This is a genomic window from Saccharopolyspora gloriosae, from assembly GCF_022828475.1.
Classification (GTDB): Bacteria; Actinomycetota; Actinomycetes; order Mycobacteriales; family Pseudonocardiaceae; genus Saccharopolyspora_C; species Saccharopolyspora_C gloriosae_A.
This window is the reverse complement of sequence record NZ_CP059557.1, coordinates 2,531,405-2,554,519: the sequence shown is the minus strand read 5'-3', so window position 1 is coordinate 2,554,519 and position 23,115 is coordinate 2,531,405. Positions and strand designations below refer to the sequence as shown.

The following is a 23,115-nucleotide window of genomic DNA, read 5'->3' as shown; positions in this document are numbered from 1 at the left end:
GGCGGCTCGTCGCGGCCATCCTTAAACCTGTTGACCAGTAAGGACACCGACGCCAGCCGCCCTCGGCGTTCGACCGTGTCGACTACCGCAATCGACCGGGCACTCCGCCGGACTTTAGAGGCCCGTTGCCCGCGTAGGACAAGTTGAAACTTTTGTTTGTCAGCGGAAAATCGGGAACGATCGTGTTGTTCAACGCCACCGGCAGCGCTGCCCATTTGAAGAAGCTCGGGTAGGCGACCTTTACTCGGCTCAATCGCCCATCCACCGCGAGCTCTACCCGGTGAACGATAGTGCCCTCCAACCTTCGGTGATGCCCACACCGGAACGACCGGGCCTACCGACGTCGTCGACGTGCTCACTCGTAGCGGAAACCCGGCCGTCCATCTGCTCCACCAAGTGCGCGATCATCTCGATCGAACGACCGATCTCCTCAGCCCTCCCGGAAAAACGGGCCAACACGTCGCCCCCAGTCTGCTCGTAGCAGAGGCGCTTCTGCGGCGGAGGCAGCACCGGGTGGTCCCACCGGGCATCTACCGCCAACCCGCTGGCGCGGGCGACGTAGCCCAAGGTTCCCAGATCGGATGCCTGCTGTGAGGAAAGCACTGCGGTACCGGTGAAGCGGTCCCGCACCAGTGCAGATGTGAGTTTGTGCGGTAATTCCGTACGGTCGGAACCGGCTGCAACTCATTGGTGACGGGCCTGAAAGGCGGTGGGCTCGACGGAGCCGGGCCGTCGCGGCCTCGATAACCCCCGCGGCCTCACAACACGACATCCGGGTGCAGCCGGGAGACCGTCCACATTCGCTGCCTACGCACCACCAGCGTTGTCGCCAGTAGGAACACCACCAGGAACCCGCCCAGCACCGCGAAGTCCCGCACCAGGTGTTCCGCGAGTCCTCCGGAGATCGTTACCCGCAGCCCGTCGACGAGGTAGGTCATCGGCAGCAGGGGGTTGAGCGCTTGGAAGAACACCGGTGTGGTGGGCATCGGGTACAGCCCGCCCGAGGAGGTCAGCTGGAGCACCAGCAGGACCAGTGACACCACGTCTCCCGGTACGCCGAGAGCGGTGCGCAGGAAGTGGTCGATCGCCGTGAACGCCGCGATCCCGACCAGCATCAGCAGCACGCACGCGATCGCGTGCCGCGGCGCCAGCCCCAACCCGAGGTCCACCACGGCGTAGAGGATCAGCGCTCCGAGGCCGCCCAGGATCGCCGCCGGCATCCATCCGGCGACCGCGATGGTGAACGAGCCGGCGCGTCCGGCCAGGGCGCGCAGGTTCACCGGCCGCAGCAGCAGGAACGCGAACAGCCCGAACACCCACAGCGCGATGCTGAAGAAGAACGGCGCGAAACCTCGGCCGTAAGGCCCGGCCGGGTTCAGATTCTCCCGATCGATGCGCACTGGGGTGCCCAGCACCCGCGCGGCCTCGGTGACCTGGTCGGAGTTGGTCGCCGGAATGCGGCCGAACGCCGAGTCCACGGTGTGGGTGAGGTCCGCGGCCGCGGAGTTGGCCTGATCCGCGGCGGTCCGCATCGTGCCGGAGCCCTCTTCCAGCGCGCCGAGACCCGTGGTGATCGTCCGGGATCCTTCCGCGACGGAGTGGGCTCCGGAGTCGATTAGCCGGATCGGGACGTTCGCGTCCAGAACCTTGCGCTGGGCCTGCCCGACGTCGTCGCGGGCTTCCTGCGCTCGGGCCAGCGCCTGGCCCGCCTCCTGCTGGCTGCGCGCCGCGTCCTGATCCGCCCGGCCGGCGCGGGCGTCGAGATCGCGTGCGTGCTCGCGCGTCCGCTGCACGATCGGCTCGTCGGCCAGCTCGGGACGAGCGCGCACGAGTTCGTCCAAGTCGGCCATTCCGCGCTCGGTGCCCTGCTTGACCGCGCTGGTGGCCGCGTGCGCAGCGGCGGTTCCGCGATCCACCTCGGCGGCGGTGTCGACCATCGCGTCCGCGACGGCGGGAAGCCGGTCCGCGACCGCCCGGTTGAGCTCACCGGTGACCTGGTCGATCTGCCCGGTGGCTTCGGCGACCTGCGCGGCTCCGTCGCTGACCTGCCCCGCTCCGTCGTGCAGCGCGCCGCTCCCCGAGACGAGCGAACCGGTTCCCTGCTGGGCCACCTCGGTGGCGCCGAGCAGTCGGTGCGCGCCGTTGGAGGCCGCGCTCAAGCGGTCCCTCACGTCGGAGAGCTCGCCGTAGATGCTGCGCACGTAGGCGCCGTGGGCCGCCGCGTTGATCTGGTCCTGAAGTCGGGGCTGCACGACCTCCGTCATGATCCCGGCGATGTAGTTGTTCGCGTCGTTGAGCCGGATGTCGATGCCGGCCTGCTCGGGCACGGTGTTGCTCGCGGTCGCGAGCTTCGCGCTGAAATCGGACGGGATCGTGATCGTGAAGTAGTAGCGCCCCTGCTCCAGCCCGTCCCGCGCCTCGTCCTCGCCGGTGAAGCTCCACTGGAACGTCCCGGCCGCTTTGAGCTGCTGCTGCACTTCTCGCCCGGCGTCGACCCGCTGCCCCTGCGCGGTGTGCGCGACGTGGTCCTGGTTGACCACGGCGACCGGAATGCGGTCGAGCTTGCCGTAGGGATCCCAGTTCGCCCACAGGTACATGGCCCCGTACAGCAGCGGGATCAGGCACAGCAGCGGCGGGACCAGTTTTCGCAGCGGGCCGCGGAACCTGCGCAACTCCAGCAGGGCCAGTTTGACGGCGGTCATGTGGCTACCGATCCTCCGCTTCAGTTCGGGCGTTCAGCACTGGCCAGCCGGTCCGCGCTGCGCTGCGGCAGCACCACCGGTACCGCGTCCGGGAAGCACGGTGGGAAGTCCGTGGTGCTGAGCAACAACGTGGTACCGGATTCACGCACCCGGCCGAGGCCGCCCCACACCTGCGCACGCCCGTCCGGCCCGCACCCGGTGTCCGGCTCGTCGACAACCACGGCCCCCGGCTCGCGCGCCACCGCCAGCGCGACGGCGACCAACACGTTCGTCGCCGGGTCCAGGTCCTCGATCACTGCTCGACCCGGCACGTCGACCCCGACGAGTTCGAACGCAGCGCAGATGGCCGAGGAATCGACCCGGTCGATCCAGCGACGTTCGGCGATCAGGTCGTCGACCCGCAGCCGCTCCTCCAATTCGCACACCGGTGCGCGGGCGAGCGCCACGGTCTCGCGAACCGCGGCGGCATCACCGGGCAGGAAGTGCTCCCCGACGCGCACCGCTCCGCTGACGAACCGCATCCGGCCGGAAAGCGCGAGCAGCAGCGAAGTCCGCCCGGAACCGGAGGGGCCGCGAACCAGCAGCACGCCGCCCGCCTCGACGGCGGTCGAGACGTTCTCGAAAACCGGCCCCCTGTTCCCACGCACCGACACGCCTTCGGCGACCACATCCGTCCCTGACACCGGGGCACCCTAACCGGAATGGCACCCGATCACGCAGCACCACGCTCTCGTTTCCCGGAAACAACGATCGCTCCTGCCGAGATGCGGCGGCGCTCCCCCAGCCACCCGCTCCGCGCTCCAAACCGAACCACTTTCGTCAGCGGCGTAACGATTCCCCGATAAGAGCGCGTCTCACTTGGCGTGTTGGAGTCGTTTGAAGCAGACGAGGGCGGCTGCCAGGGCGAGGAAGGCTTTGAAGGTGTCGGCGCGGCGTTCGTAGCGCAGGGTCAGGCGGCGGTAGCCGGTGAACCAGGCCATGGAGCGTTCGATGACCCACCGGTGGCGGCCGAGGCGTTCCTTGGGCTCGATGTCCTTGCGGGCCAGTCGGGGTCGGATTCCCTTGTCTCTCAACCATCGGCGACGTGCGCGGCTGTTGTAGGCCTTGTCGCCATGCAACTTCGCGGGCTTGCGGCGTCGCGGCCCGCGGCGGGAGCGGACCGGCGGGATCGCGTTGACCAGCGGGATCATCGCGTCACCATCAGCCGTGTTGCCTGCCGAGATCCCGGTGACCATCGGCAGCCCGGTAGCGTCGGAGAGCATGTGGAGTTTCGAACCAGGCTTGCCCCGATCGACCGGGCTCGGACCGGTCATAGATCCCCTTTTTTCGCCCGAACATGGGCGGCGCCAACCACCGCGCGGGACCAGTCGATCAAGCCCTGACCACCTAACTCGTCCAGCATCGCGTGATGGATCCGTGCCCACAAGCCCGCTTCGGTCCAGCGCACGAACCACCGGTGCGCGGTCGGGACCTTGACGCCGAACGACGGCGGCAGCCACCGCCACGCGCACCCGCTGGTGAGCACGTACACGATCGCCGTGAACACCATCCGAGGGTTCGCCGGCGCCCGACCACCACCCTGCGGGCGGTCCTTAACCTCGGGAATCAACGGCTCGACCAGCTCCCACAGCTCGTCAGGAACCAACCGGCGCGACAACGCATCAACCACAATGGACGATCATCCCGGACGGCGGGTCAAGATCCAAACGAGACACGCTCTAAGCTCCTCCCCTGTTCGACCTGGTCAAGAACCACCATTGAGCGAGGAGCGAGTTGTGTCGATGACCCATCGCCGGTGCCGGGGCCGCCTCCCCGAAAGTCCGAACACGGCGACCGCACGGCCCGGCGGCGACGATTCACCTGGAACCGGGAAGACGTTGCGCCGCTTGCTGATGCTGCCCGGCGCGGGGATGTTCGCCGTCGCCTTCGGTCTCGCTCCGGTTCCCGTCGCCGACGCGGCCGCGCCCTCGTGCACCCGGCACTTCAACGGCATCAAGAAGAGCGATGTGGCGGCCAACCGCAGGCATCACGGTGCGCGGTTGGTGTTGGCGACTCCGGTGCGCGATCAGACCGGCACGCCGTCGCGGCGGCGATCCTCGTCGGTCGGGCTTCGGTGATGGAGCGGCGTCCGGCGAAGTTGCGCAAGACCCTGCTCAAGCACGTTGGGTTGTGGTCGCAGCAGTCGTTGTCGCCGCGTGAACCCATTTGAGTGAACGCCTCCTCATCGAGCTTGTCCAAAGTGAAGCGAACTACCCGGGCACGGTCACCGTTTGCTGCTCACGGACTCACCAGGTCTGGTGAGGCCGGAGCAGTCTCGCTCGATCTTCGCGTGGTGAGCGGCTATTGGCCCTGTTGACACCGGCAGTCCCGCTACCGGCCTTCACCGAGTCGGCCGGTCACGAAAACTCCCAAGTCTCCCGAGGCAGTTCGGCGAGGTGGTCGATCTGGTGGCGCAGGGCGGTTTCGCTCGATTCGGCGGTGAGCACAGGTGGCCCGGAGGGGATTCGGCCCAGCGACGTGGGAAACGGCTCGGCGTCGTCGAAAGCGGCCATCAGGTCGGCGGCGCGCTGAATGATGCTGGGGGTCGCGGAGCTGGAGGTGCGGGCGAGGACTGCGTTGATGACCGTGGTCGCAGCAGCGGGGTCGATGAGGCGGGTGCGGAAGACCGACTGATCGATGTCGCGCAGATCTTCGTCGTACTCGGTGCGGGCGGCAGCGGCCTCGCAAGCGATGTCGATGACACGATCGATCGGCAGGGCGGCCGGCCCGGCGGTGATCCAGCGCTCGCCGTGCGCGTCGTGGTCGTGGGCGAGCGCGGCTAGTGCACCGGCAACGGCATCCCGAGGAACGAAGTCGACGCGGGTGCCGGGCGTGCAAGGCAGGAAGGGAAGCCGGCCGGACAGGGCGAAGCCGAGCAGATTGTGGAATGCCTGCAGCCGCGGGATGTCGCCGGTGCGGGAGTCACCGATCACGGTGGAGATGCGGGCGATGCATGCGGGCAGACCGGATTCGCGGACCAGGGTTTCACCGGCGGCCTTGGTGGCGGCGTACGCATCAAAAGGAGTTCCGTCGCCCGCGCGAGCGACGAACGCCGTGGAGCCGTGCACGAGGCGAGCGCCGGCGTCCTCGGCGAACCGCAGGACGTGGCCGGTGCCGACGACGTTGACCCGGTGCAGGTGCTTGTGCGAGGCCGAGAAGTTCACCGCCGCCGCGCAGTGCACGATCACGTCGACCTTGGCCGCGAGATCGCGGTAATCGGCCGGGTGGAGCCCGAGCCACGGCCGGGTCACGTCGCCGCGTGCGGACCTGGTGTCGACCGGTTTGTTGTGGGTGAGCGCGATGACCTCGTCAACGCCGTGCAGTTCGCGCAGCAGGGCGGAGCCGACGGCACCGGAGGCTCCGGTGATCAGGATCATGGGGTCCTCACGGTGGCGGAGTCGTCGTCCCAGCTGACGTTGTCGAGGCTGGTGACCTCGACGGTGCGCGGGTGAACGCCGGTGGTTCGGGCGATGTGCTCCTTGACGGCGATGTGCGGCAGCCAGTCCGCGGCGCGGGTGCCGGCGGGCAAGCCGTAGACGGCGTTGGCGGTGCCCGGCAACGCGTCGCTGCGTTCCACGTCGTGCCTTCTCAGCACTCCGTCCGAACCGGTCAGCAGGAGGCGGGGGTCGGGCACGGCGTCGCGCAGGTAAGCCCGGCGTTCGGCAGCGGAGACCGTGGCGAGTGGCCCGGCCGCCACGTGCATGACGACGACCTGGAAAGCGACCAGCACGTGTTCGCCCCGGCACATCTGGATGTCGATCGCGACGAGATCGTCCGGCAGCGTGCCCGCGCAACGTGCTTCGACTTCCATTGCGCCGTGGTCCGGCAGCGGATCGAACATGGCGAGGTGGTTCAGCCGGTGCGGGAACGCGAGCCGGCCGGGTTCGACGGCCGGCTCCCACCGGTGCAGTTCGTTGTGCGGGATGGTGTGCAAGGCGGCGTCCAGCAGTCCTTGGTGCAGCGCACCGCGGGGGACCGAGCCGTGGTCGGCGTCGAGGACGCCGCTGGAACCGGTGGAACCCATGCTCAGCGCCGTCAGGTACTGGAAGCTCGGACCGTGGAAGAGGTGCGCGTTCTCGTACGGATCCGGCACGTCCGCGAGGTCCGCCAGCGGGGTGAAGCGAGCCGGGCGGGTCGGCGGCTCGAAGCCCACCGTCGTGGTGGCCACCGGTACGAACCTGGACAGCGGACCCGCTTCGTGCCACACCGCGAGCCGTCCTTCCTCACCGGTGCAGGTTGCGCGAAGCCGGACCGCGCTGGTGACGGGAAGCCATCGCTGCACGCTCAGGTCGCGCAGTTCTCGTACCCGGCGACCGGCGCGGTCTCCGGCGGATCGGGCGAGGAGGTCGGCGGTGGACATCAGCGGCACGGCAGGGACCGTCCACGTAGGACAATGGTCCGCCAGCCAAGCGTCCGCCTGAGGATCCAGCACGGTGTCCACTGTGGATGGTGCATCCGGCGCGCCGGGAAGCACGCGAACCCGCAGGCGGGGCACGTGGTAGACCTTGCGGTCGTCCACCCACAGCCAAGCCTCGGCTTCCGCGTGCCCGCCGCCGGACCCCAACTCGACGCCCAGCACGTCCAGTTCGATGGTGACGAGTGCGTCGGACGGCACGACCTGGCCGCGGTAGGTCCACGAGCCGGGGACGACGGGCTCGAAGCGGAACCCGTCGCCGACACCGCGCTCGATCAGGTAGCAGGACAGCAACTGGCACATCGCCTCGACACCGAGCGAACCGGGCTGCACCGGGTCTCCGAAGAAGTGCGCTTTGAAGTACCAGGCGTCGGCCCGCACGTCGCACTCGGCTCGCAGCCGCCCGAGCCCGGCGGAGCCCCCGTCAGGCCAGTAGCCGGTCAGCCGGTCGAGCATCTGCAGCATCGGGCCGGGCAGGCGGGCGGCACGCCCGAAGTAACGCGCGGGACGGGACCGCAGGTCGATGCGGGGTCGGCCGCAGAACATGGTGAGGCGGGCGCGGTCCGCGTCCGTGGCAGGCAGACCGGTCTGGGCTGCCAACCGCTCCACGGGTGTCACGGCGAAGACCAGGGTGCCTTCCAGCACGACGACGCCGTCGGCCTCGCAGCTGACCCGGAACGTCTCGATCGCCGTGCCGTCCCAGCGATCCAGCCCGGTGAACTCGACTGCGGTGCGCAACGAGCTGACATCCGGGGACACTTCGCGGACCGTTGACAGCCGGCCGTCCAGGTTGCGGATTCGCAGCTGCCCGTCGGCCGTTGCGTCGTCCATCAAGGCGGCCAGAAAGCCGCAGGGCTGCAGCGCGGCCTCCATGAGCACCGCGACCGGCACCGTCCCGCTCTGCTCGCGGAACCACACGCGTCCGGGAACGTCGTACTCGGCGACCAGGTGGCTGCCGGGCCGGACGCTTCCTGATGCGGCCGACAGCTCGGTGACCCGGGTGATGAACAGGTACGGCGGGCCTGGCAGCCGGAATGCGTCGTCGCCGGCACCGGGGAAGAGCTCAGTCCTCACCCCCCATGCGGCGGTGAGCATCGCCGCATGGTCGAGACGAGTCCGGCCCGTGGTCGCGGCCGCCGGGTCCGCGTGGCCGCGAAGGCCGCCGAGCGCGCTTTGCGGAACAGGATCGCCGGTGCGCTGGACCGCGGGTGGACCGAGCAGCTTCCAGTGCGCCAGGGGCGTGTCCGCGACGAGGTGGACCGCGAGTCCTTCGGCGCGGAGCACCACCTGGTCGCCGATCGCGCAGACCACGTCCGCTCGCGCGGTCGTGCCGACCAGCGACCGCACGGTGAGGTGGTACCGGGGCGTTCCGCCCGGAGTGTCGCGGAGCGATCGCAGGCGCAGGCGGACGGGTGCCTCCGGCAGCGGCTCGAACCGCCAGCCGTCGCGGTGGATCGTGGCGCCGGTTGCGGCGAGCTGGAACGCCATCGCCTGGAGCCCGCCTTCCAGCAGCACAGCGGGTGACCGCCACGCCTTCGGCGAGACGCGTCCGGTCGCGGTAAGCCCCTCGCCGGGAGCGAATGAGGTGACTTCGCGCAGGAGGACGGCACGTCGCGAGCCGAGGCCGGGGCTTCGGACGTGGGCGCGCGTGAGCTCCCACTCCGGGCCGGTGAAGCAGTCGGCCGGTCGCCCCTCGGCGAATGCCGTGACCGCGTCGGCGTCGAATGCCGCGCCCGGGCGCTCGGGCGGGAGGCTCAGGTCGAGATCGTTCGACAGGCTGCCGTGCAACGACAAATAGCCGTCCACAACGCCCTGCAACGTCGCTCCCCCGGCGGTCAACGAGCTGAGCAGCTGATCACCCGGTCCGGGCAGGGCGTGGTGGAAGACGAGTTCACCGTCGAACGCGCCCTCGCGCTGCGGCCACACCGCCAGCAGTTCGTCCAGCACCGCCGCGCCCATCATCCGGCCGGCCCGGTCGAGGTACCAGCCCTCAAGATCGACCGCGGACTGCGCCGAGCGGGCCGGTTCGTCTGCGGGCGCGGGGAGTTGAGCGCGCGGACTCGCCTGACCGGTGAGGAAGCGCTCGTGGAGGTCGGTGGCCACCCGCAGCTGTTCGGAGATCAGCTCCGCGGCGCTCGCCGGGGCGGGTGCGAGCCGGTGCGACCGCGGTGCGCGGGGCATGACCTCGAAGTCGTCCGGTTCAGCCATCGGCGACCTCCCCGAGTCGCGCCAGCGCGCGGCCGGCGGTGATCACCACGCGAGGATCGTCGGTGGTCGCGGTCAATTCCCGGGCGAAAGCGTTCGCTCCTGCGTGGAGGGGTATCAGGTCGACACCACCGAGCCGGAACACCTCGGCCAGCTCGGGCGTGACCATGCCGCCTTCCCAAGGCCCCCACAGCAGCGAGCGGACCACCGCGTCAGGCCGAACGTGCTGCTCGGCGGCGAGCACGTGGTTGAGGGTTTCGTTCGCCATCGCGTAATCGCACTGCTCGGCGTTGCCGGTCGCCGCGACGACCGACGAGAACACGCACAGCAGCCGCAACGGGTCCTCGCGGGTAGCGGCCAGCAGCGCCCGCAGGCCATCGACCTTGGTGCCGAACACGGCATCGAACTGCTCCTCGGTCTTGTCCTCCAGGCGCCGGTCGGCCAGCACCCCGGCCGCGTGGATGACGCCGGTGATCGGACCCCACTGCGCCCGCACGCCCGCGAGCGCAGTCCGCACCGCTTCGGCATCCCGGACGTCGACCCGCAGGTAGTGGGCCTGGTCCAGCCCCTCCACCTCGCTGGCGGAGCCACGCCCGAGCAGCACGAAACGCGCGCGGTGACGGGAGCCGAGCTCGCGCAGGGCCGCCGCCGTGACGGCCCCGGTCCCGCCCGACACGACGATCACCGGGTCGGCACCGAAGTCCCCTGCCGCAACCGGTTCTGACGCTTCGGTGAGGCCGAGCGTCCACCGTGTCCCGTCCGCGTCGAGCGCGACGTCGAGGTCGGGTCCTCCGGCGAGCAGTTCGTCGACGACGGCGGCGGCGACCTCGACCGCCGACCGATCACCACGCAGGCAATCGATCGCTTTGACGGAGGCGAGCGGCCACTCCCAGCGGACGGTTCGAGCCAGCGCGGCCAAGCCGCCGAGCCAGGGCCGCTGCCCATCGCGGTGGCCGAAACCGCCGCCGGTGTCCTGCACCGTGACGAACACACCGCCCTCGGCTCGCATCCGCGGCGCGATCGCCTGTGCGGTTCGGAAGGCTTCGCGCTGCACGGCCAGTGCATCGTCGGCGGAAGCGACCTCGGCCAGTCCCCCGAGGAACACCACACCGTCGGTATCCGGTGCGGCGATGCCGTCCGGGGTGGCCACCTGCGCGCGGACGCCGCGCTCACCGAGCAACCGCGCGGTCTCCTTGGCGATACCGGAGCCGTCGTCGGTGATCAGCACGCTCCCGATGCCTCGCACAGGTCTGCCCGGCGCGGGCGAGCGCCGCAAGGTCTGCACGTGCCGGTGGATCGTCTGGTCGGGTCCGGCGATGCCGGGGGCGACGGGTGCGTCCAGCAGCCCCCGCAAGCTGTCGGCGACTTCGCCGAGCGTGCGCAACGTCAGCAGCGGAGCGAGCCGTTCCCGGTCCATCGATTCCAGTTGCGGGAACATCGGACGCAGGACCGCGAGGACCTGCGCCCGGGTGATCGAGTCCAGGCCGAGGTCGGCCTCCAGCTCCATGTGCGGTGCCAGGATCTCCACCGGATACCCGGTCTTCTCGGCGACGGCGGACAGCACCAGCGGTTCCAGTTCGCCGACGTCGCGCGCGGCACCGGCATCCGAGGCCGCGACGACCGCTGGTGGGGACGGCGCGACCGGCAAGGACGACACCGATTCGGACCGCACGGCAGGTTCGGGTGGTTCCGGCATCGCCGGTTGTCCGGGCATCGCCGGTTGCCCGGACGGTGCGGGCTGGTAAGTGGCCCGGGTGACCGGCGGGGACCCGGCAGTTCGTCCGGCGCCGTGGTCCGCTGCTGGTTCCAGCGATGCCAGCGCGTCGATCGATTTCTCGGCCATGCTCAGGTACGCCGCGTGCGCACGGGCGACCTCCTGCTGGGCTTGCGCGACCGCGCGCAGCGTGTCGCCGTCCAGGCCGCCGCCTTCCCGCGGTTCGCCGTCCCGGGACGCGGCGCCGGACAGCACCGGTGCGGGCACGGTCGGCGGTGACTGCGGGTTCGGCGGGTAGCGCTTGCCGTGGTTGGCCCCGCTGATCAACACGGGCATCGCCGGTTTCGCCGGCTCGGGCTTGGCCGGGCCGTGCCACAACCCGTCCCAGTCGAGCGGGACGCCGAGCGCGCAGAGCTGTCCGAGCGCGTCGAGCAGTCCGGTCACCCCGTTGCGGCCCGCGCGGTCGAGGCCGACCACGTGGGCATCGGGGAGGTTCTCCTTGACCAGTCCGGTCAACGCACCACCCGGCCCCACTTCCAGGAAGATCCGCACATCGTCGGCGTGCATCGCCTGCACCATCTCGGCGAACCGAACCGGCGAGGCGACGTGGTCGGCGACGGCCCGCCGGGTCTCGGACGGCTCCACCGGATGCACGGCTGCCGCCGCGTTCCCGTACACGTCCAGCAGCGGCGCGCGAACCGTCTCCCCGGACAGGAACTCCTGCAGCGGCTCGGTCGCCGATGCGACGAGGCGACTGTGGAAGGCGGCCGAGGTGTCGAGCGTCCGCGCGGCCATCCCTGCCGCGGCGGCGCACTCGCGCACCCGCGCGCCCGCTTCGGCGGTCGCGGCCACCACGACCTGGCGCGGACCGTTGTGGTTGGCGATCCACGCCGCACCGATCTCTTGGCGGTCGAGGAGATCCGTCACCGCGTCGGTGCTCGCCTCCAGCGCGATCATGACGCCGGAGCCCTCCCGCATCAACTCTCCCCGGCGCACGGCGAGCCGCATCAGCGCGTCCTCGTCGAACACGCGCGCCGCGTGCAGGGCCACCAGCTCTCCGAAGCTGTGCCCGGCAACGCAATCCGGCCGCACCCCCACCGCTTCCAGCACCGACAGCAGCGCGAGGCTGTGCGCGGCGATGGCAGGCTGCGCGGCACCGGTGTCGGTGAGCGCGCGTCGCTGCGCCTGCCGTTCGGGATCGGTGAACACCGGCGGCGGGAACACCAGCGGGGAGATCTCGTGCCGGTCCCACACCGCGTGGGCCTGCGGGAAGTGCATCGCCAGGTCGGTCCCCATGCCGACGTACTGCGCGCCTTGGCCGGGAAAGAGGAACGCGATCCGGCCCGGAACGCGCCCGACGCCGTAGTGCATGCCCGTCGGCGTCGAGAACGGCTTCCCCCCGACCAGACCCCGCGCCTGCTCCAGTTGCTGCGCGAGGTCTTCAGCGGACGAGGCGACCACCGCGAGCCGGTGCTGCTGCGTGCTGCGGAAGGCTTCTTGGGATCGTCGGGCGACCGCCGTGAGACTTCCGGACGAGTCGAGCTCGAACAGCTCCTGCGGTGACGCGGCGGACAGCACCACCAGTTCCCCCGGCCGCGCCTCGCAGCGCGCCGAGCCGACTGCTTCGCCGGTGTATTCCTCCAGCGCGACGTGGAAGTTCGAGCCGCCGAAGCCGAAGCTGGACACCGAGGCCCGCCGCGGGTGGTCGGCCGTGCTCAGCCACGGCCGTGCCCGCGTGTTCAGGTAGACGGGGCTGTCGGCCAAGTTAAGCGCGGGGTTCGGCCGGTCGACCTTGATCGTCGGCGGCAGCACCTTGTGCCGCAGCGCCAAGGTCGTTTTGAGCAGGCCCGCCGCTCCCGCCGCGGCCTTGGTATGGCCGATCTGGGACTTCACGGACCCGAGTGCGCACCACTGGCGGTCGGTCCGTCCGCTCGCATCGAACACGGAGCGCAGGGCCGCCAATTCGGCCGTGTCACCGGGGGCGGTGCCGGTGCCGTGCGCCTCGACCAGGCCGACGGTCTCCGGGCCGAAGCCGGCGGTCGCGTACGCCCGGCGCAGCGCCCGCGCCTGCCCGGTCTCCAGCGGCGCGTACACCGAGGTGCCACCACCGTCCGAAGAGGACCCGATGCCGCGGATCACGGCGTGCACCCGGTCGCCGTCCCGTTCGGCATCGGAAAGGCGCTTCAGGGCGAACAACGCGACGCCCTCCCCCAGCATCGTGCCGTCCGCGTCCTCGTCGAACGGGCGGCAGTCGCCGGTCGGGGACAGGGCCGGGGTCTTGCTGAAGCACTGGAAGGTCATCGGGTCGTTGAGCGTGTCGACCCCACCGGTGACCACCAGGTCGGAACGGCCGAGCAGCAGGTCGTCGACCGCGACCGACAGGGCGGCCAGGGAGCTCGCGCACGCGGCGTCCACGGTGAAGTTGGCGCCGTGCAGGTCGAAGCGGTTCGCGACGCGGCCCGCGACCACGTTGCTCAGCAAACCGGGGAAGGTCGCCTCCTGCCACGGTGCCGAGTAGTCGACGATGCGGTCGCAGACGGCATCCGCATCCACTTCGGACAGACCGCTCTCCAGCAGTGCCCGGCGCCACTGCGGGCGCCCGGACCGCGTCGCCATCTCACCGAGCAACTGCAAGGAGGCGCAGCCGACGAAAACGCCGACCCGCTCACCGTCGACCTCGCCGAGCCCCGCGTCGGCGAGGCCGCTCAGCAAGCGCTCGGCGACGACCAGGGCGAGTAGCTGGGCGGTGTCGGTCGCGGGCAGGTTCCGGGGCGGCACCCCCAGCGCCATCGGGTCGAACTCGACCTCCGGCAGGAACGCCCCGCGCCGGGCGTAGGTCTTGTCCGGCGCGTCCGGATCGGGGTCGTAGAAGTCCTCGACCAGCCAGCGGTCGGCCGGGACGTCGGTCATGAGGTCGCGCCCCTCGACGACGTTGCGCCAGAACGCGTCGACGTCCGGTGCACCCGGCATGATCGCGCTGACGCCGACGATCGCGATCCGGTGGTCGATGTTCATGCTGCCGTTTCCTCAAGCCAGTGGGCGGGGCCGGAAATCGAAGGCGTCCGCGGGAAGACGAGCGCCGAAGGTGCTGAGCTGGTGCACACGGGTGAGCACCGCGGCTCCCTGGAGCAGGTTGCGGGCGATCTGCGCGACCGTGCGCTCACCGGGCTCGGCCAGGAAGCTGCCTGCGGCCCAGGTGTTGAACGCGCCCGCGGCGGGGCCGCACCACAGCTGGTAGTCGTTGCGGCGCCCCGGCGCACCTTCGACCGCCCAGGTGGCCGAATTGCCCAGGTACCAGCAGAAGACCAGGGCCATCTTGTGCTTCGGGTCAGCCTGCGCCCGGACCATCTCGGCCGGGCAACGCTGCGACCAGTACTGCTCGGTCAGCCGCCACACCTCGTCCAGACCCGTCCCGAAGACCTCGCGCTCCAATGAGCTCCTGGTCTCCGCAGCAAGCGACTCCAGCGACGGATGCTCGACGTACAGCTGGCGCAGCCGGGCCGCCCGACCGGCGAACATGGTTCCGCGGCGCAGAACCTGGACCTTGGCTCCGAGCTCGAACATGTCGCCCGCCGGCGCCATCGCCATGTCCGCCACCCCGGCCTGCGCGAGCATGGCCTTCGCCTCGTCGCTGACCGCGGCCTCGACCGACATCTGGTTCACCGATCCCGTGACGACGTAGGCCGCGCCGAGTGCGAACGCCGCCGCCACTGCGGCCGGATCACCGAGCCCGCCTGCCGCGCCCACCCGCACCGCCGGATTCTTCCGCCGTGCCAGGGAAAGGACCGCGGGCAGGACGGCTACCAGCGGTCGGCCATCGGTGTGCCCACCGCTGTCCGCTTCGACGGTGATGTCGTCGGCCACCGGTACCCGGACGGCCAGCCGCCCCTCCTCCTCGGTGAGGTCACCGTTGTCCACGAGCCGGCGAACCAGGCCGGGAGGGGGTGGGGACAGGAACAGCTCGGCCGTCTCGGGGCGTGAAACCTTGGCGAACACCGCGGTCTTGCGGATGATCCGGCCCGTCGCGTCGGCCCGCAGTCCGGAGGCCGCACATCGCACCACCGCGGGTGTGATGTCCAGGAACGCCGACATCGAGATCTTCGGTACCCCCGCGCGTAAGAGGCGTACCGCGACTTCGTCTTCCATGGCCGCATCGTCGGGGCGGTGGATCAGGTTGACGCCCCAGTTCCTCCACCCGGTGAGACGCGTTCGCAACCGCTCCAAATCCCGGTCGAACCGCTCCAGACCGAGTCCCGCCGCGCCGAAGAACGCCAGCATCTCCGCCCGCGCCATCGCCTCTACCAGCTCGACGCTCGCGATGCCGTGCGCCATCTCCCCTGCGACGTAAGGAAAGCGCACGTCGTGCGCCTCGGTGAAACGCTGGTCGCCCAGCCACTCCGGATACATGGCGGGCACCGTGCCGACGGTGCCTGGAACCGGCCGTTCCGAGAGCCCCAGCGCACCGTCCCGCTCGTGCGCCACCAGGTGTGCCGGCCTCGTCACCCGCTGAGCGAGTTCGACGAGACCGGTGCCGCCGAATGTTCCTGCCACAGCGTCAGATACGACCGAGCGCGAGGTTGCCGAGCGCCTGCGGGTCCGTGCTGATGATGAAGTCGGTCACCGCCATCAAGACCTCCGCGTACCCGAGGTACCCGTTCTGGTCGGCGTCCACCACGGTCCACGCGTGTTCGGCGTGCTGCGGTTCGACGCGCAACACGTCCGTGACGAGTCGGATCCCGTCGTTGCGGGTGACCCGCCCGTCCTGATCTTCGTCCGCCATCGCGAACGCCAGGTTCGTGACCACACCGATGTACTGCAGCGTCTTGTCCGGTGTTTCCGCCACGCTGTTCGCCATCACGGTGACGAACTGCTCCCGGTCCAGCCGCTTCGGGTCCGGCACCCAGGCGGGCTTGACCACCAGCGCGTGCCAGATCCGGTTCACCGTCGCTTCCATCTGCTGCGCGCGCGGCGAGTCCTCGGCGTGCCCGGTCAACCGCGCCAGGCGGTGCGCGAACTGCATCGTGTCCGCGGGCGTCACCGCGCCGTCGCCGTCGTCGTCGAGCACCTCGAACATCCACAGCTGCTTGCGCCGCAGGTACGAGTCCTGGGATGCCGCCAGCCGCTCCGCGGCCGCGATCGTGGTCGCCGCGTCCGGCTTCGGCGCGGCCTCCGCCCCGCCCGCCATCGCCATGCCGGACACGGCCCCTGCCGCCAGCCCCGCGGTGCCAGGCAGTACCGATCTCCGGGTCACGTCCGTCGCTTCGTCGTTCGTCGGTTCTTCAGCCACCACAAGCCTTTCGAGTCCACGGCGTGACCGGCACAGAAACGCCGTTCGCGATCTTGCATTCGGGACGCTAACAGCGTTCCGGGCCGTCGAGGCCAAACCACATCCGATCGAGCTATTTCAATGTCAGTTGGTTGCGATGGCCTCGTGCGTGGGATAAATAGCAGCATTCGTTGCGGTCCGGCCGGACCGGATGGCTTGCTGAAGATGCTCATCAACAACGTCGCGCGAGATATGGCCACGTTTCCGACCTGCACCGGCGGCCCTCGTGAACAGCGACCTCCTTGTCACCTTTTTGGTGAAGCACGCGCGGAGTCATTCATGGACGTGATCAGCGTCGGTAGTCTTCGCCGCACTCGACATCGCGTCCGCGCCCCCCGGAGGTGCGCAGACGATTCGATCAAATGGGAGCAGCTTTGGAAAGCAACCAGAACCCCACCGCAACCCCTGAATCAGCCTCGACGTCCGCCCTGGCTCGACGAGGCGTACTGCGCGGCGCCGCCGGACTCATGGCGAGCACGGTCGCAGCGGTGACAGCCGGTTCCGGGGGCGTAGCCGTAGCCGCAGGCAAGGGCGACACTGGGCAGGATCCGCTGCTTCGCCGCAAGCAGATCCGGGGATTCGAAGTTCTGGACGTCGATGGCGACGGAGTGGTCACCCCGGCCGACACGGTACGACTCGCCAACAGCTTTGCCGGTCTCACCGGGAATTCGCCCGGATCTCCTCGCGCGCGGCAGATGGTGACCGCGATCAACGAAATCTGGCAGACCCTCATCGAGAACCCCGTGGACGTACCCGACCCCAAGAGCCTGGACGTCGAACAGTTCGTCACCGTCATGGCCAACAGGATCACGACGATGCCGGACACCACCATGCTCTACATCGGCGTACTCACCAACCTCACCTTCGCCATGCTCGACGCCGACAACATCGGCTTGATCAGCAAGGCGGATGCGAAGCGGCTCGGCACCGAGATCGTCGAACTCAGCGACGACGAGGCCGAGCAGACCTGGGCGGCGATGCGGACCGCGGACCCTGCCCGGATGACGTACGAGGAAGCTCTGATCCGGGTCACCGACTTCATCACCAGCACGGATCCGCAGGCGCCGGGGAACCGGCTACTGGGGCGGTTCTGATTCGTACGGGTTCGACGCACTGCGATCCCGCCGTCCAACCCGGTTCCGGCGAGGATCACAGCAGCAGCCGGCTGAGCGGGTGCACGAAATACCGCAGTGAGTACGCCTCCCACACCGCCCCGACGATGAGCAGCGCGAGCGCGGGCAGCGCCAGCAGTCCGATCCGTTTCAGGCCTCGGACGTAGCCCTGGCGCCGGTTCTTCGCACCGAAAGCGCGGGGGAACAACCAGCACCTGCCCAGGAGGTACGCGCCGAGCAGAAGGAGCACGTAGGCCTGGATCTCGATGACGAGGGTCAACGAGTGGGGAATGAGCGCCACCCACCCTGGAGGGGAGATCGGAACCAACGTGACGCCGGTCTCGACCGCCCAGTAGCCGAAGAACGCGAGTCCGGCGAAGGGCACGACGAGGGACGGCAGCGCGATGGTCAGCAGGCTGAGCCGGAAAACGTTGACGGCGAGGATCGTGAGCGCGAACAGCGGCGGAGTGTTCACCAGCCAGCGCACCAAATCGCCGGTGCCGTCCGCTTCCAGGGACGCGGACCGCGCCGCGTGGAGTTCGGGGAAGCCGAGGCCGATCGCGAACCCGATGATGATGAGGCCGTAAGCGGCCGCGTTGATGATGAGGTAAGCGCGCACGTTCTCGCGCATGAGCCGAAAGGGTCGCAACCAGAACGGCACGGTCGCGGGGTGCTCGAGGGGAATCGGCCCGGATGTCATGTCCTCATCGCATTCCATCGACCGTCGCGTGTGAAGGGGCGGGGCGTCACCGAAGGACATGACGCCACGTCATCTACCCCGGCAGGCGGACGGGATTCCGGAGAGATCATGAAGATCCGCACCCTGGCTCACCGCGAACATCGTGCTGCGGCTCATCCACCCGCAGCATCGTCGATCGCGACCGGTAGGAAACGCCGGATGCCGGAGCGGGATCGTGGTCCTCGTGCCGCCGACCGGCGCACGCGGCTCGCGCAGGCCGCGTGATGTCCAAATGGCGTCGGAAGTTTCTCAGGAGTCGGCGCGGGCGGCCTCCCAGTGTTGGCTGGCCGCGCGTTGCGCCTGGACGGTCGCCTCGATTTCTTCGTTGCTGGATTGCGCGGCGAGCATTTCCGCGATGCCGGTGAGCGCCTCTGAACCCCGGGTCGCCGCGAGCGTGAACGCCGCCACCAAGTCGTCCGGGAGCGTGCCTGCGCCGGGTCCTTGGCCTTGCGGGGCCTGGCGTTGGGCTTCGACGGCGGTGTCCCACGCTGAACTCAGCTGCCCGAAGGCGTCCAGCAAATTCCGCCAGATCGCGATTTGCTCGGTTTTGACCTCAGATGTCGAGTCTTCCATGTACGAGCACCCTTTCCTGTTACCGATGTTCGTGCGGGACGGGTTCACGTCGTTCTCTATCGGCGTCATCTCTTCGGGGCCGAGCCCCACGGCAGAGAGGTGGCCGATCAAGCTCGGAACGCATTCGAACCAGCCCCCTCGGACTCGCCCTTGATGACACTGCGGCGCGTCTCCGCTTCGGTCACGTTCAGTCCGGCGAGTGCGGGTCCGCTCCCCCGCCGAAGGTCACCAGGCGTTCCACCAAGGCTTGGTCTTCGGGGTCGAGCTCTTCCGGAGCGTCCGCGTGTCCGTCGCGGTTGCCGGTGCTCAGCAGTTGCAGCCACCCGGCCACGGCCGAAGCTTCGGGCATCAGCGAAGCGGCATCGGTCTCACTTCCGACCCGGTAGTACACGTCGTCCTGATCCGTCCGGTAATACCAACCCTGATACGGGGTCCACCCCACCCGGAGGTCGGGCGCGTGATCCAGTTCCACTTCGAGGCGGGCCTCGCTGGTGACCGCTTTCGAGTTCGACACCGGTATTTCGAGCACCTCCGCGGCTGCGCGCACTTCGTCCAGATACCCGACGATCGTTGAGGCCAAGCTCATCTTCTCGCGGGTGCGCTCTCTGACCTGTTGGTCCAACACCTCATGGTTCATGCTCGATCAAACTCCTGACCGTACGAGACACCGACCGCGTGGCCTTCCGGCCGTCCCGATCCGTACCGCGGGCCCCCGCCGGCGCACGAAAGCGTCAGCGAGCCATCGCCTGCTCCCCGCAGCGGTAGCCGTCAGTTCGCCGCACGCGGAACGGTCACCGTTCGGCCGATCCTCTCGACCACGGCCTACCCGTGTGATCGGAGTGCCACACATGTCACGATCGCCGCCGATCGCTGAACCGCAGGGAGGCGTCGGTTCGAATCCCGCCGTCCCGACGGTCCAATGGATCCGAATTGCTCAGTAGCGGGACGCGCAAGCGAGCAAGAAGAAGCACGCGATCGATCGTCAACCTCGTAATCACTTTCGGTGACATAGCGTTCTTCTGATCCGATCCCTCGACGCTACGGGTGCGCGCGGACAGAACGGAACGTGGACTCCCGATTCGACGACCTAAATCCGATACTGACATCTTGCCTACCCCTCAGCTGACCCGATCAAACTCGATCGTGTTACATGCCACTCAGGGCAATCGAATTGCTCAGGTTCACCGAATCCCCTGTGACGCACGGGGCGCACGGAACGCGGTGAACACGTCGGCGTCGACGAGGTGGTGGGTGCTCTCCGAGAGCGGGACGTGCAGCGACATGAACCGACCGCCCCCAGAGGTGCTGCTGGCCTGGCAGCAGGGCTTGGCCGAGGCGGTGCTCGGCGTTTCCTGGATCGCGGTGAGGACCGGTTCCGCAGCGGCGTGCGCATGGCCTACTGGGGCGTCGCGGCAGGCAAGGACCTCGACGTGCTCTCGGTGGTCAATCCCGTGCTCAAGGAACTGCGGGACGCCACCGGCGAGACGGCGAGCTTCTTCCGCTCCGAAGGGGAGCACCGGGTGTGCGTGGCGGTCGCCGAGACCCGCCACGCGCTGCGCCGCAGCCGCGATGGTGGTGCTGCCGTCGGCGGACCGGACACCGGCCGAAGCCGTCGAGCGGGCGCTCGAGAACCGGCACGCGCGCTTCGCGGAGGACTGGTCCACCCCGGAGAGATCGGCGGTGGCGATCGCTTGTCCATTGTGGACTTATTCTCGATGCGTACCGTCATCGAGGACGTGCGCGACTGGATGCGATGACCGAAAAGCACGGCCTGCACACCCGTGGACGGGTGTTGGCGTGCCAGAAGCAAACGAACCCATCTTCGCGGACGAATGCCGACCGAGGCCGACTTCAGCGGATCACGAATCCGCCGACTCACCCACTAGCACGCCAGAGCCGTATCGGCACACTTTCGTCGCGGCCGCCGGAGTCGCAGCGGGTCTTTCGAACGATTTGCGCAACCGGCCCGGGACCCGAGGACGGCCGGGGGGTTCCGCCAGTACCCGTGTCAGCAAGTCCTCCCGCGCGCCCGTGATGAGGCGTTGCATGAGTGGTGCCGCATGCGGCGTGCGGCTCCGGGTCCCATCCTCGGACCAGGAGCCGCGCCGCGGCGGAAAGCACATCTCATCCGGAAGGTCATTCATGCGAGCGACGATCATCCACGGTGCCGGGGACGTGCGGATCGAGGACGTCCCCGATCCCAAGCTGCAGGCGCCCACCGACGCGGTGGTGCGAGTCCTGCGCTCCTGCATCTGCGGCAGCGACCTGTGGCCGTACGGCTCGTTGCCCGCCTCCGCAGAGGGACAGCGGATCGGGCACGAATTCCTCGGCGTGGTCGAGGAAACCGGCACGGACGTCTCCGGACTCAAAGCGGGCGACGTGGTCGTCGCACCCTTCGTCTGGGCCGACAACACCTGCGACTTCTGCCGGGAAGGCCTGCAGACCTCCTGCCGCCACGGCGGCACCTGGGGAGCAGGCGACGTGGACGGCTGCCAGGGCGAGGCGGTCCGCGTCCCGCAAGCACAGGGCACACTGGTCAAGCTCGGCGTCGGCGAGGACGACGCACTGCTGCCCTCGCTGCTCACGCTCTCCGACGTCTTCCCCACCGGCCACCACTGCGCGGTCACCGCCGGAGTGAACCCGCGCACCACCGTCACCGTCATCGGCGACGGCGCCGTCGGCCTCTCCGCGGTGCTGGCCGCCAAGCGGCTCGGCGCTGAGCGCATCATCCTGATGGGACGCCACACCGCCCGCACCGACCTCGGCCGCGAGTTCGGCGCCACCGACGTCGTGCCCGAGCGCGGCGAGGAGGGCATCGCGAAGGTCCGCGACCTCACCGGCGGCGACGGCACCCACACCGTCCTCGAATGCGTCGGCCTCGAACCGGCCGTGGACACCGCGCTCGGCGTCGTCCGCGACGGCGGCACCGTCAGCCGGGTCGGGGCGCCCCAGTACGGACAGGTGTCGATGGACTTCGGCACCTTCTTCCGCAACATCACCCTCACCGGCGGCGTCGCGCCGGCCCGCGCCTACATCGACGAACTGCTGCCCGACGTCCTCGACGGCAAGATCCAGCCGGGCAAGGTCTTCGACCGCACCGTAGAGCTGGAGCAGGTGCCGACCGGATACCGCGAGATGGCCGACCGCGAAGCGCTGAAGGTCCTCGTCACCCCCTGATCGCGGCGGAGTCCTCCGGGCACGCCGGGCAACAGCGGCGAACTCACCCCGGCGTGCAAGTCCGGGAATTCCCCGGATCAGCGCGGCCGATGCCGCTCGAGGTTTACACCCGTCGCTCGACCGAGCACACCTGCGACGAACGGCGCGGACGTTCTCCGACGTCCGCGCCGCAAAACGGGGACGAACCAGACCTCCACGACATGACCCCGAGTGCGGAGATGATCACGATGAACCTGACCTTGAACAATGGAGTCCAGCTGCCCGCACTGGGCTTCGGCGTCTTCCAGACCCCGCCCGAGGAGACCGTGCAGGCGGTCGAGCACGCGTTGCGCACCGGGTACCGCCACATCGATACCGCCGCCGCCTACGGCAACGAACGCGAGGTCGGCGAGGGAATCCGACGCTCCGGCCTGGACCGCGACGAGGTCTTCATCGAGACCAAGATCTGGATCAGCGACTACGGCTACGACACCACCTTGCACGCCTTCGACAAGAGCGCGGGCAAGCTCGGCGTCGACCGGATCGACCTGCTCATCCTGCATCAAGCGCTGCCCAGCCGGTTCGACCTGACCGTCGAGGCCTACCGCGCGCTCGAGCAGTTGCAGGCCGACGGCAAGGTGCGCGCCATCGGGGTCAGCAACTTCATGCGCGAGCACCTCGACGAGCTGCTCGGCAAGACCACGGTGGTGCCCGCGGTGAACCAGATCGAGGTGCACCCGTACTTCAAGCAGCCCGACGTGCTCGCCGCCGACACCGAACACGAGATCCTGTCGCAGGCGTGGTCACCCATCGGCGGGATCACCTTCTACCAGGAAGGCCAGGGCGGCAGCGTCCTGGACGACCCCACCGTCACCCGTATCTCCTCTGCGCACGGCAAGAGCCCCGCGCAGGTGATGTTGCGCTGGCACCTCCAGCAGGGCCGGTCGGCGATTCCGAAGTCGGTGAAGCCCGCGCGGATCGAGGAGAACTTCGACGTGTTCGACTTCGCGCTCACCGACGCCGAACTCGCCGCCCTCGACGGTCTTCACCGGGGAGTCCGCCGCGGCCCGGAACCCGCGGACATCACGTTGGAGAGCTTCGGACGGGAGATTCCGGAAGCCTGAGCCGGAACAAC

General features: G+C 69.3%; 17 protein-coding genes. 5 read left to right on the top strand and 12 right to left on the bottom strand.

Annotated features, from left to right (window positions below; all coding sequences use genetic code 11):
- Positions 1-273: 273 nt before the first annotated feature.
- From H2Q94_RS10855 to H2Q94_RS10840, 4 genes are all read right to left on the bottom strand, one after another.
- Complete coding sequence (locus H2Q94_RS10855; protein ID WP_243795653.1) at positions 274-603, bottom strand: NADH-quinone oxidoreductase subunit D-related protein; 330 nt, start codon at positions 601-603, stop codon at positions 274-276.
- Positions 604-758: 155 nt separating this feature from the next.
- The gene (locus H2Q94_RS10850; protein ID WP_184479632.1) at positions 759-2,702 is read right to left on the bottom strand and encodes a YhgE/Pip domain-containing protein; all 1,944 of its coding nucleotides are present in this window, start codon (positions 2,700-2,702) and stop codon (positions 759-761) included.
- A gap of 20 nt (positions 2,703-2,722) precedes the next feature.
- A complete protein-coding gene (locus H2Q94_RS10845; protein ID WP_243794397.1) occupies positions 2,723-3,385 on the bottom strand; it encodes an ATP-binding cassette domain-containing protein in 663 nt (220 codons plus the stop codon).
- Between the two features lie 171 nt (positions 3,386-3,556).
- Positions 3,557-4,371 (bottom strand): IS5 family transposase gene (locus H2Q94_RS10840; RefSeq protein WP_243794395.1). Its coding sequence is split into 2 segments (ribosomal slippage): positions 3,557-4,023 and positions 4,023-4,371, totalling 816 coding nucleotides; the frame shifts between segments, so codons are not numbered across the junction.
- Between the two features lie 112 nt (positions 4,372-4,483).
- Here H2Q94_RS10840 and H2Q94_RS10835 point away from each other — a divergent pair.
- Positions 4,484-4,819, top strand: coding sequence for a hypothetical protein (locus H2Q94_RS10835; RefSeq protein WP_243794394.1), 336 nt, complete (start codon positions 4,484-4,486; stop codon positions 4,817-4,819).
- Between the two features lie 279 nt (positions 4,820-5,098).
- Here the strand turns inward: H2Q94_RS10835 and H2Q94_RS10830 are convergent, their stop codons facing one another.
- From H2Q94_RS10830 to H2Q94_RS10810, 5 genes are read right to left on the bottom strand one after another with little or no spacing between them, the layout of a single operon-like run.
- A complete protein-coding gene (locus H2Q94_RS10830) occupies positions 5,099-6,118 on the bottom strand; it encodes an SDR family oxidoreductase (protein WP_243794391.1) in 1,020 nt (339 codons plus the stop codon).
- Entirely contained in the window at positions 6,115-9,363 is a 3,249-nt protein-coding gene (locus H2Q94_RS10825; protein ID WP_243794389.1) for a hotdog family protein, read from the bottom strand. Before H2Q94_RS10825 ends, H2Q94_RS10830 begins: the two co-directional genes overlap by 4 nt.
- Entirely contained in the window at positions 9,356-14,089 is a 4,734-nt protein-coding gene (locus H2Q94_RS10820; RefSeq protein ID WP_243794387.1) for a type I polyketide synthase, read from the bottom strand. Before H2Q94_RS10820 ends, H2Q94_RS10825 begins: the two co-directional genes overlap by 8 nt.
- Before the next feature lie 12 nt (positions 14,090-14,101).
- Entirely contained in the window at positions 14,102-15,625 is a 1,524-nt protein-coding gene (locus tag H2Q94_RS10815) for a PfaD family polyunsaturated fatty acid/polyketide biosynthesis protein (RefSeq protein WP_243794386.1), read from the bottom strand.
- A gap of 4 nt (positions 15,626-15,629) precedes the next feature.
- Positions 15,630-16,361 carry an EF-hand domain-containing protein gene (locus tag H2Q94_RS10810; RefSeq protein WP_243794385.1) on the bottom strand — a complete coding sequence of 244 codons (732 nt, stop codon included), beginning with the start codon at positions 16,359-16,361 and terminating at the stop codon, positions 15,630-15,632.
- Positions 16,362-16,888: 527 nt separating this feature from the next.
- On the opposite strand from H2Q94_RS10810, the gene H2Q94_RS10805 reads away from it, so the two are divergent.
- Positions 16,889-17,494, top strand: a complete 606-nt coding sequence (locus tag H2Q94_RS10805; RefSeq protein WP_243794384.1) for an EF-hand domain-containing protein — start codon at positions 16,889-16,891, stop codon at positions 17,492-17,494.
- A 55-nt stretch (positions 17,495-17,549) separates the two neighbouring features.
- On the opposite strand, the gene H2Q94_RS10800 is transcribed toward H2Q94_RS10805, so the two are convergent.
- The 3 genes from H2Q94_RS10800 to H2Q94_RS10790 all read right to left on the bottom strand — a co-directional run bounded on the left by H2Q94_RS10800 (position 17,550) and on the right by H2Q94_RS10790 (position 19,461).
- Positions 17,550-18,143 (bottom strand): stage II sporulation protein M, encoded by a 594-nt coding sequence (locus H2Q94_RS10800; protein ID WP_243794383.1) that lies wholly within the window; start codon positions 18,141-18,143, stop codon positions 17,550-17,552.
- Positions 18,144-18,500: 357 nt separating this feature from the next.
- The gene (locus tag H2Q94_RS10795; RefSeq protein ID WP_243794382.1) at positions 18,501-18,935 is read right to left on the bottom strand and encodes a hypothetical protein; all 435 of its coding nucleotides are present in this window, start codon (positions 18,933-18,935) and stop codon (positions 18,501-18,503) included.
- A 76-nt stretch (positions 18,936-19,011) separates the two neighbouring features.
- Positions 19,012-19,461: a DUF6292 family protein gene (locus H2Q94_RS10790; RefSeq protein ID WP_243794381.1), complete on the bottom strand. Its 450-nt coding sequence runs from the start codon at positions 19,459-19,461 to the stop codon at positions 19,012-19,014.
- 754 nt (positions 19,462-20,215) lie between these two features.
- On the opposite strand from H2Q94_RS10790, the gene H2Q94_RS10785 reads away from it, so the two are divergent.
- From H2Q94_RS10785 to H2Q94_RS10775, 3 genes are all read left to right on the top strand, one after another.
- Positions 20,216-20,581: an IclR family transcriptional regulator gene (locus H2Q94_RS10785; protein ID WP_243794380.1), complete on the top strand. Its 366-nt coding sequence runs from the start codon at positions 20,216-20,218 to the stop codon at positions 20,579-20,581.
- A gap of 385 nt (positions 20,582-20,966) precedes the next feature.
- Positions 20,967-22,001 (top strand): zinc-dependent alcohol dehydrogenase family protein, encoded by a 1,035-nt coding sequence (locus H2Q94_RS10780; protein WP_243794378.1) that lies wholly within the window; start codon positions 20,967-20,969, stop codon positions 21,999-22,001.
- Positions 22,002-22,201: 200 nt separating this feature from the next.
- A complete protein-coding gene (locus tag H2Q94_RS10775; RefSeq protein ID WP_243794376.1) occupies positions 22,202-23,104 on the top strand; it encodes an aldo/keto reductase in 903 nt (300 codons plus the stop codon).
- Positions 23,105-23,115 lie beyond the last annotated feature (11 nt).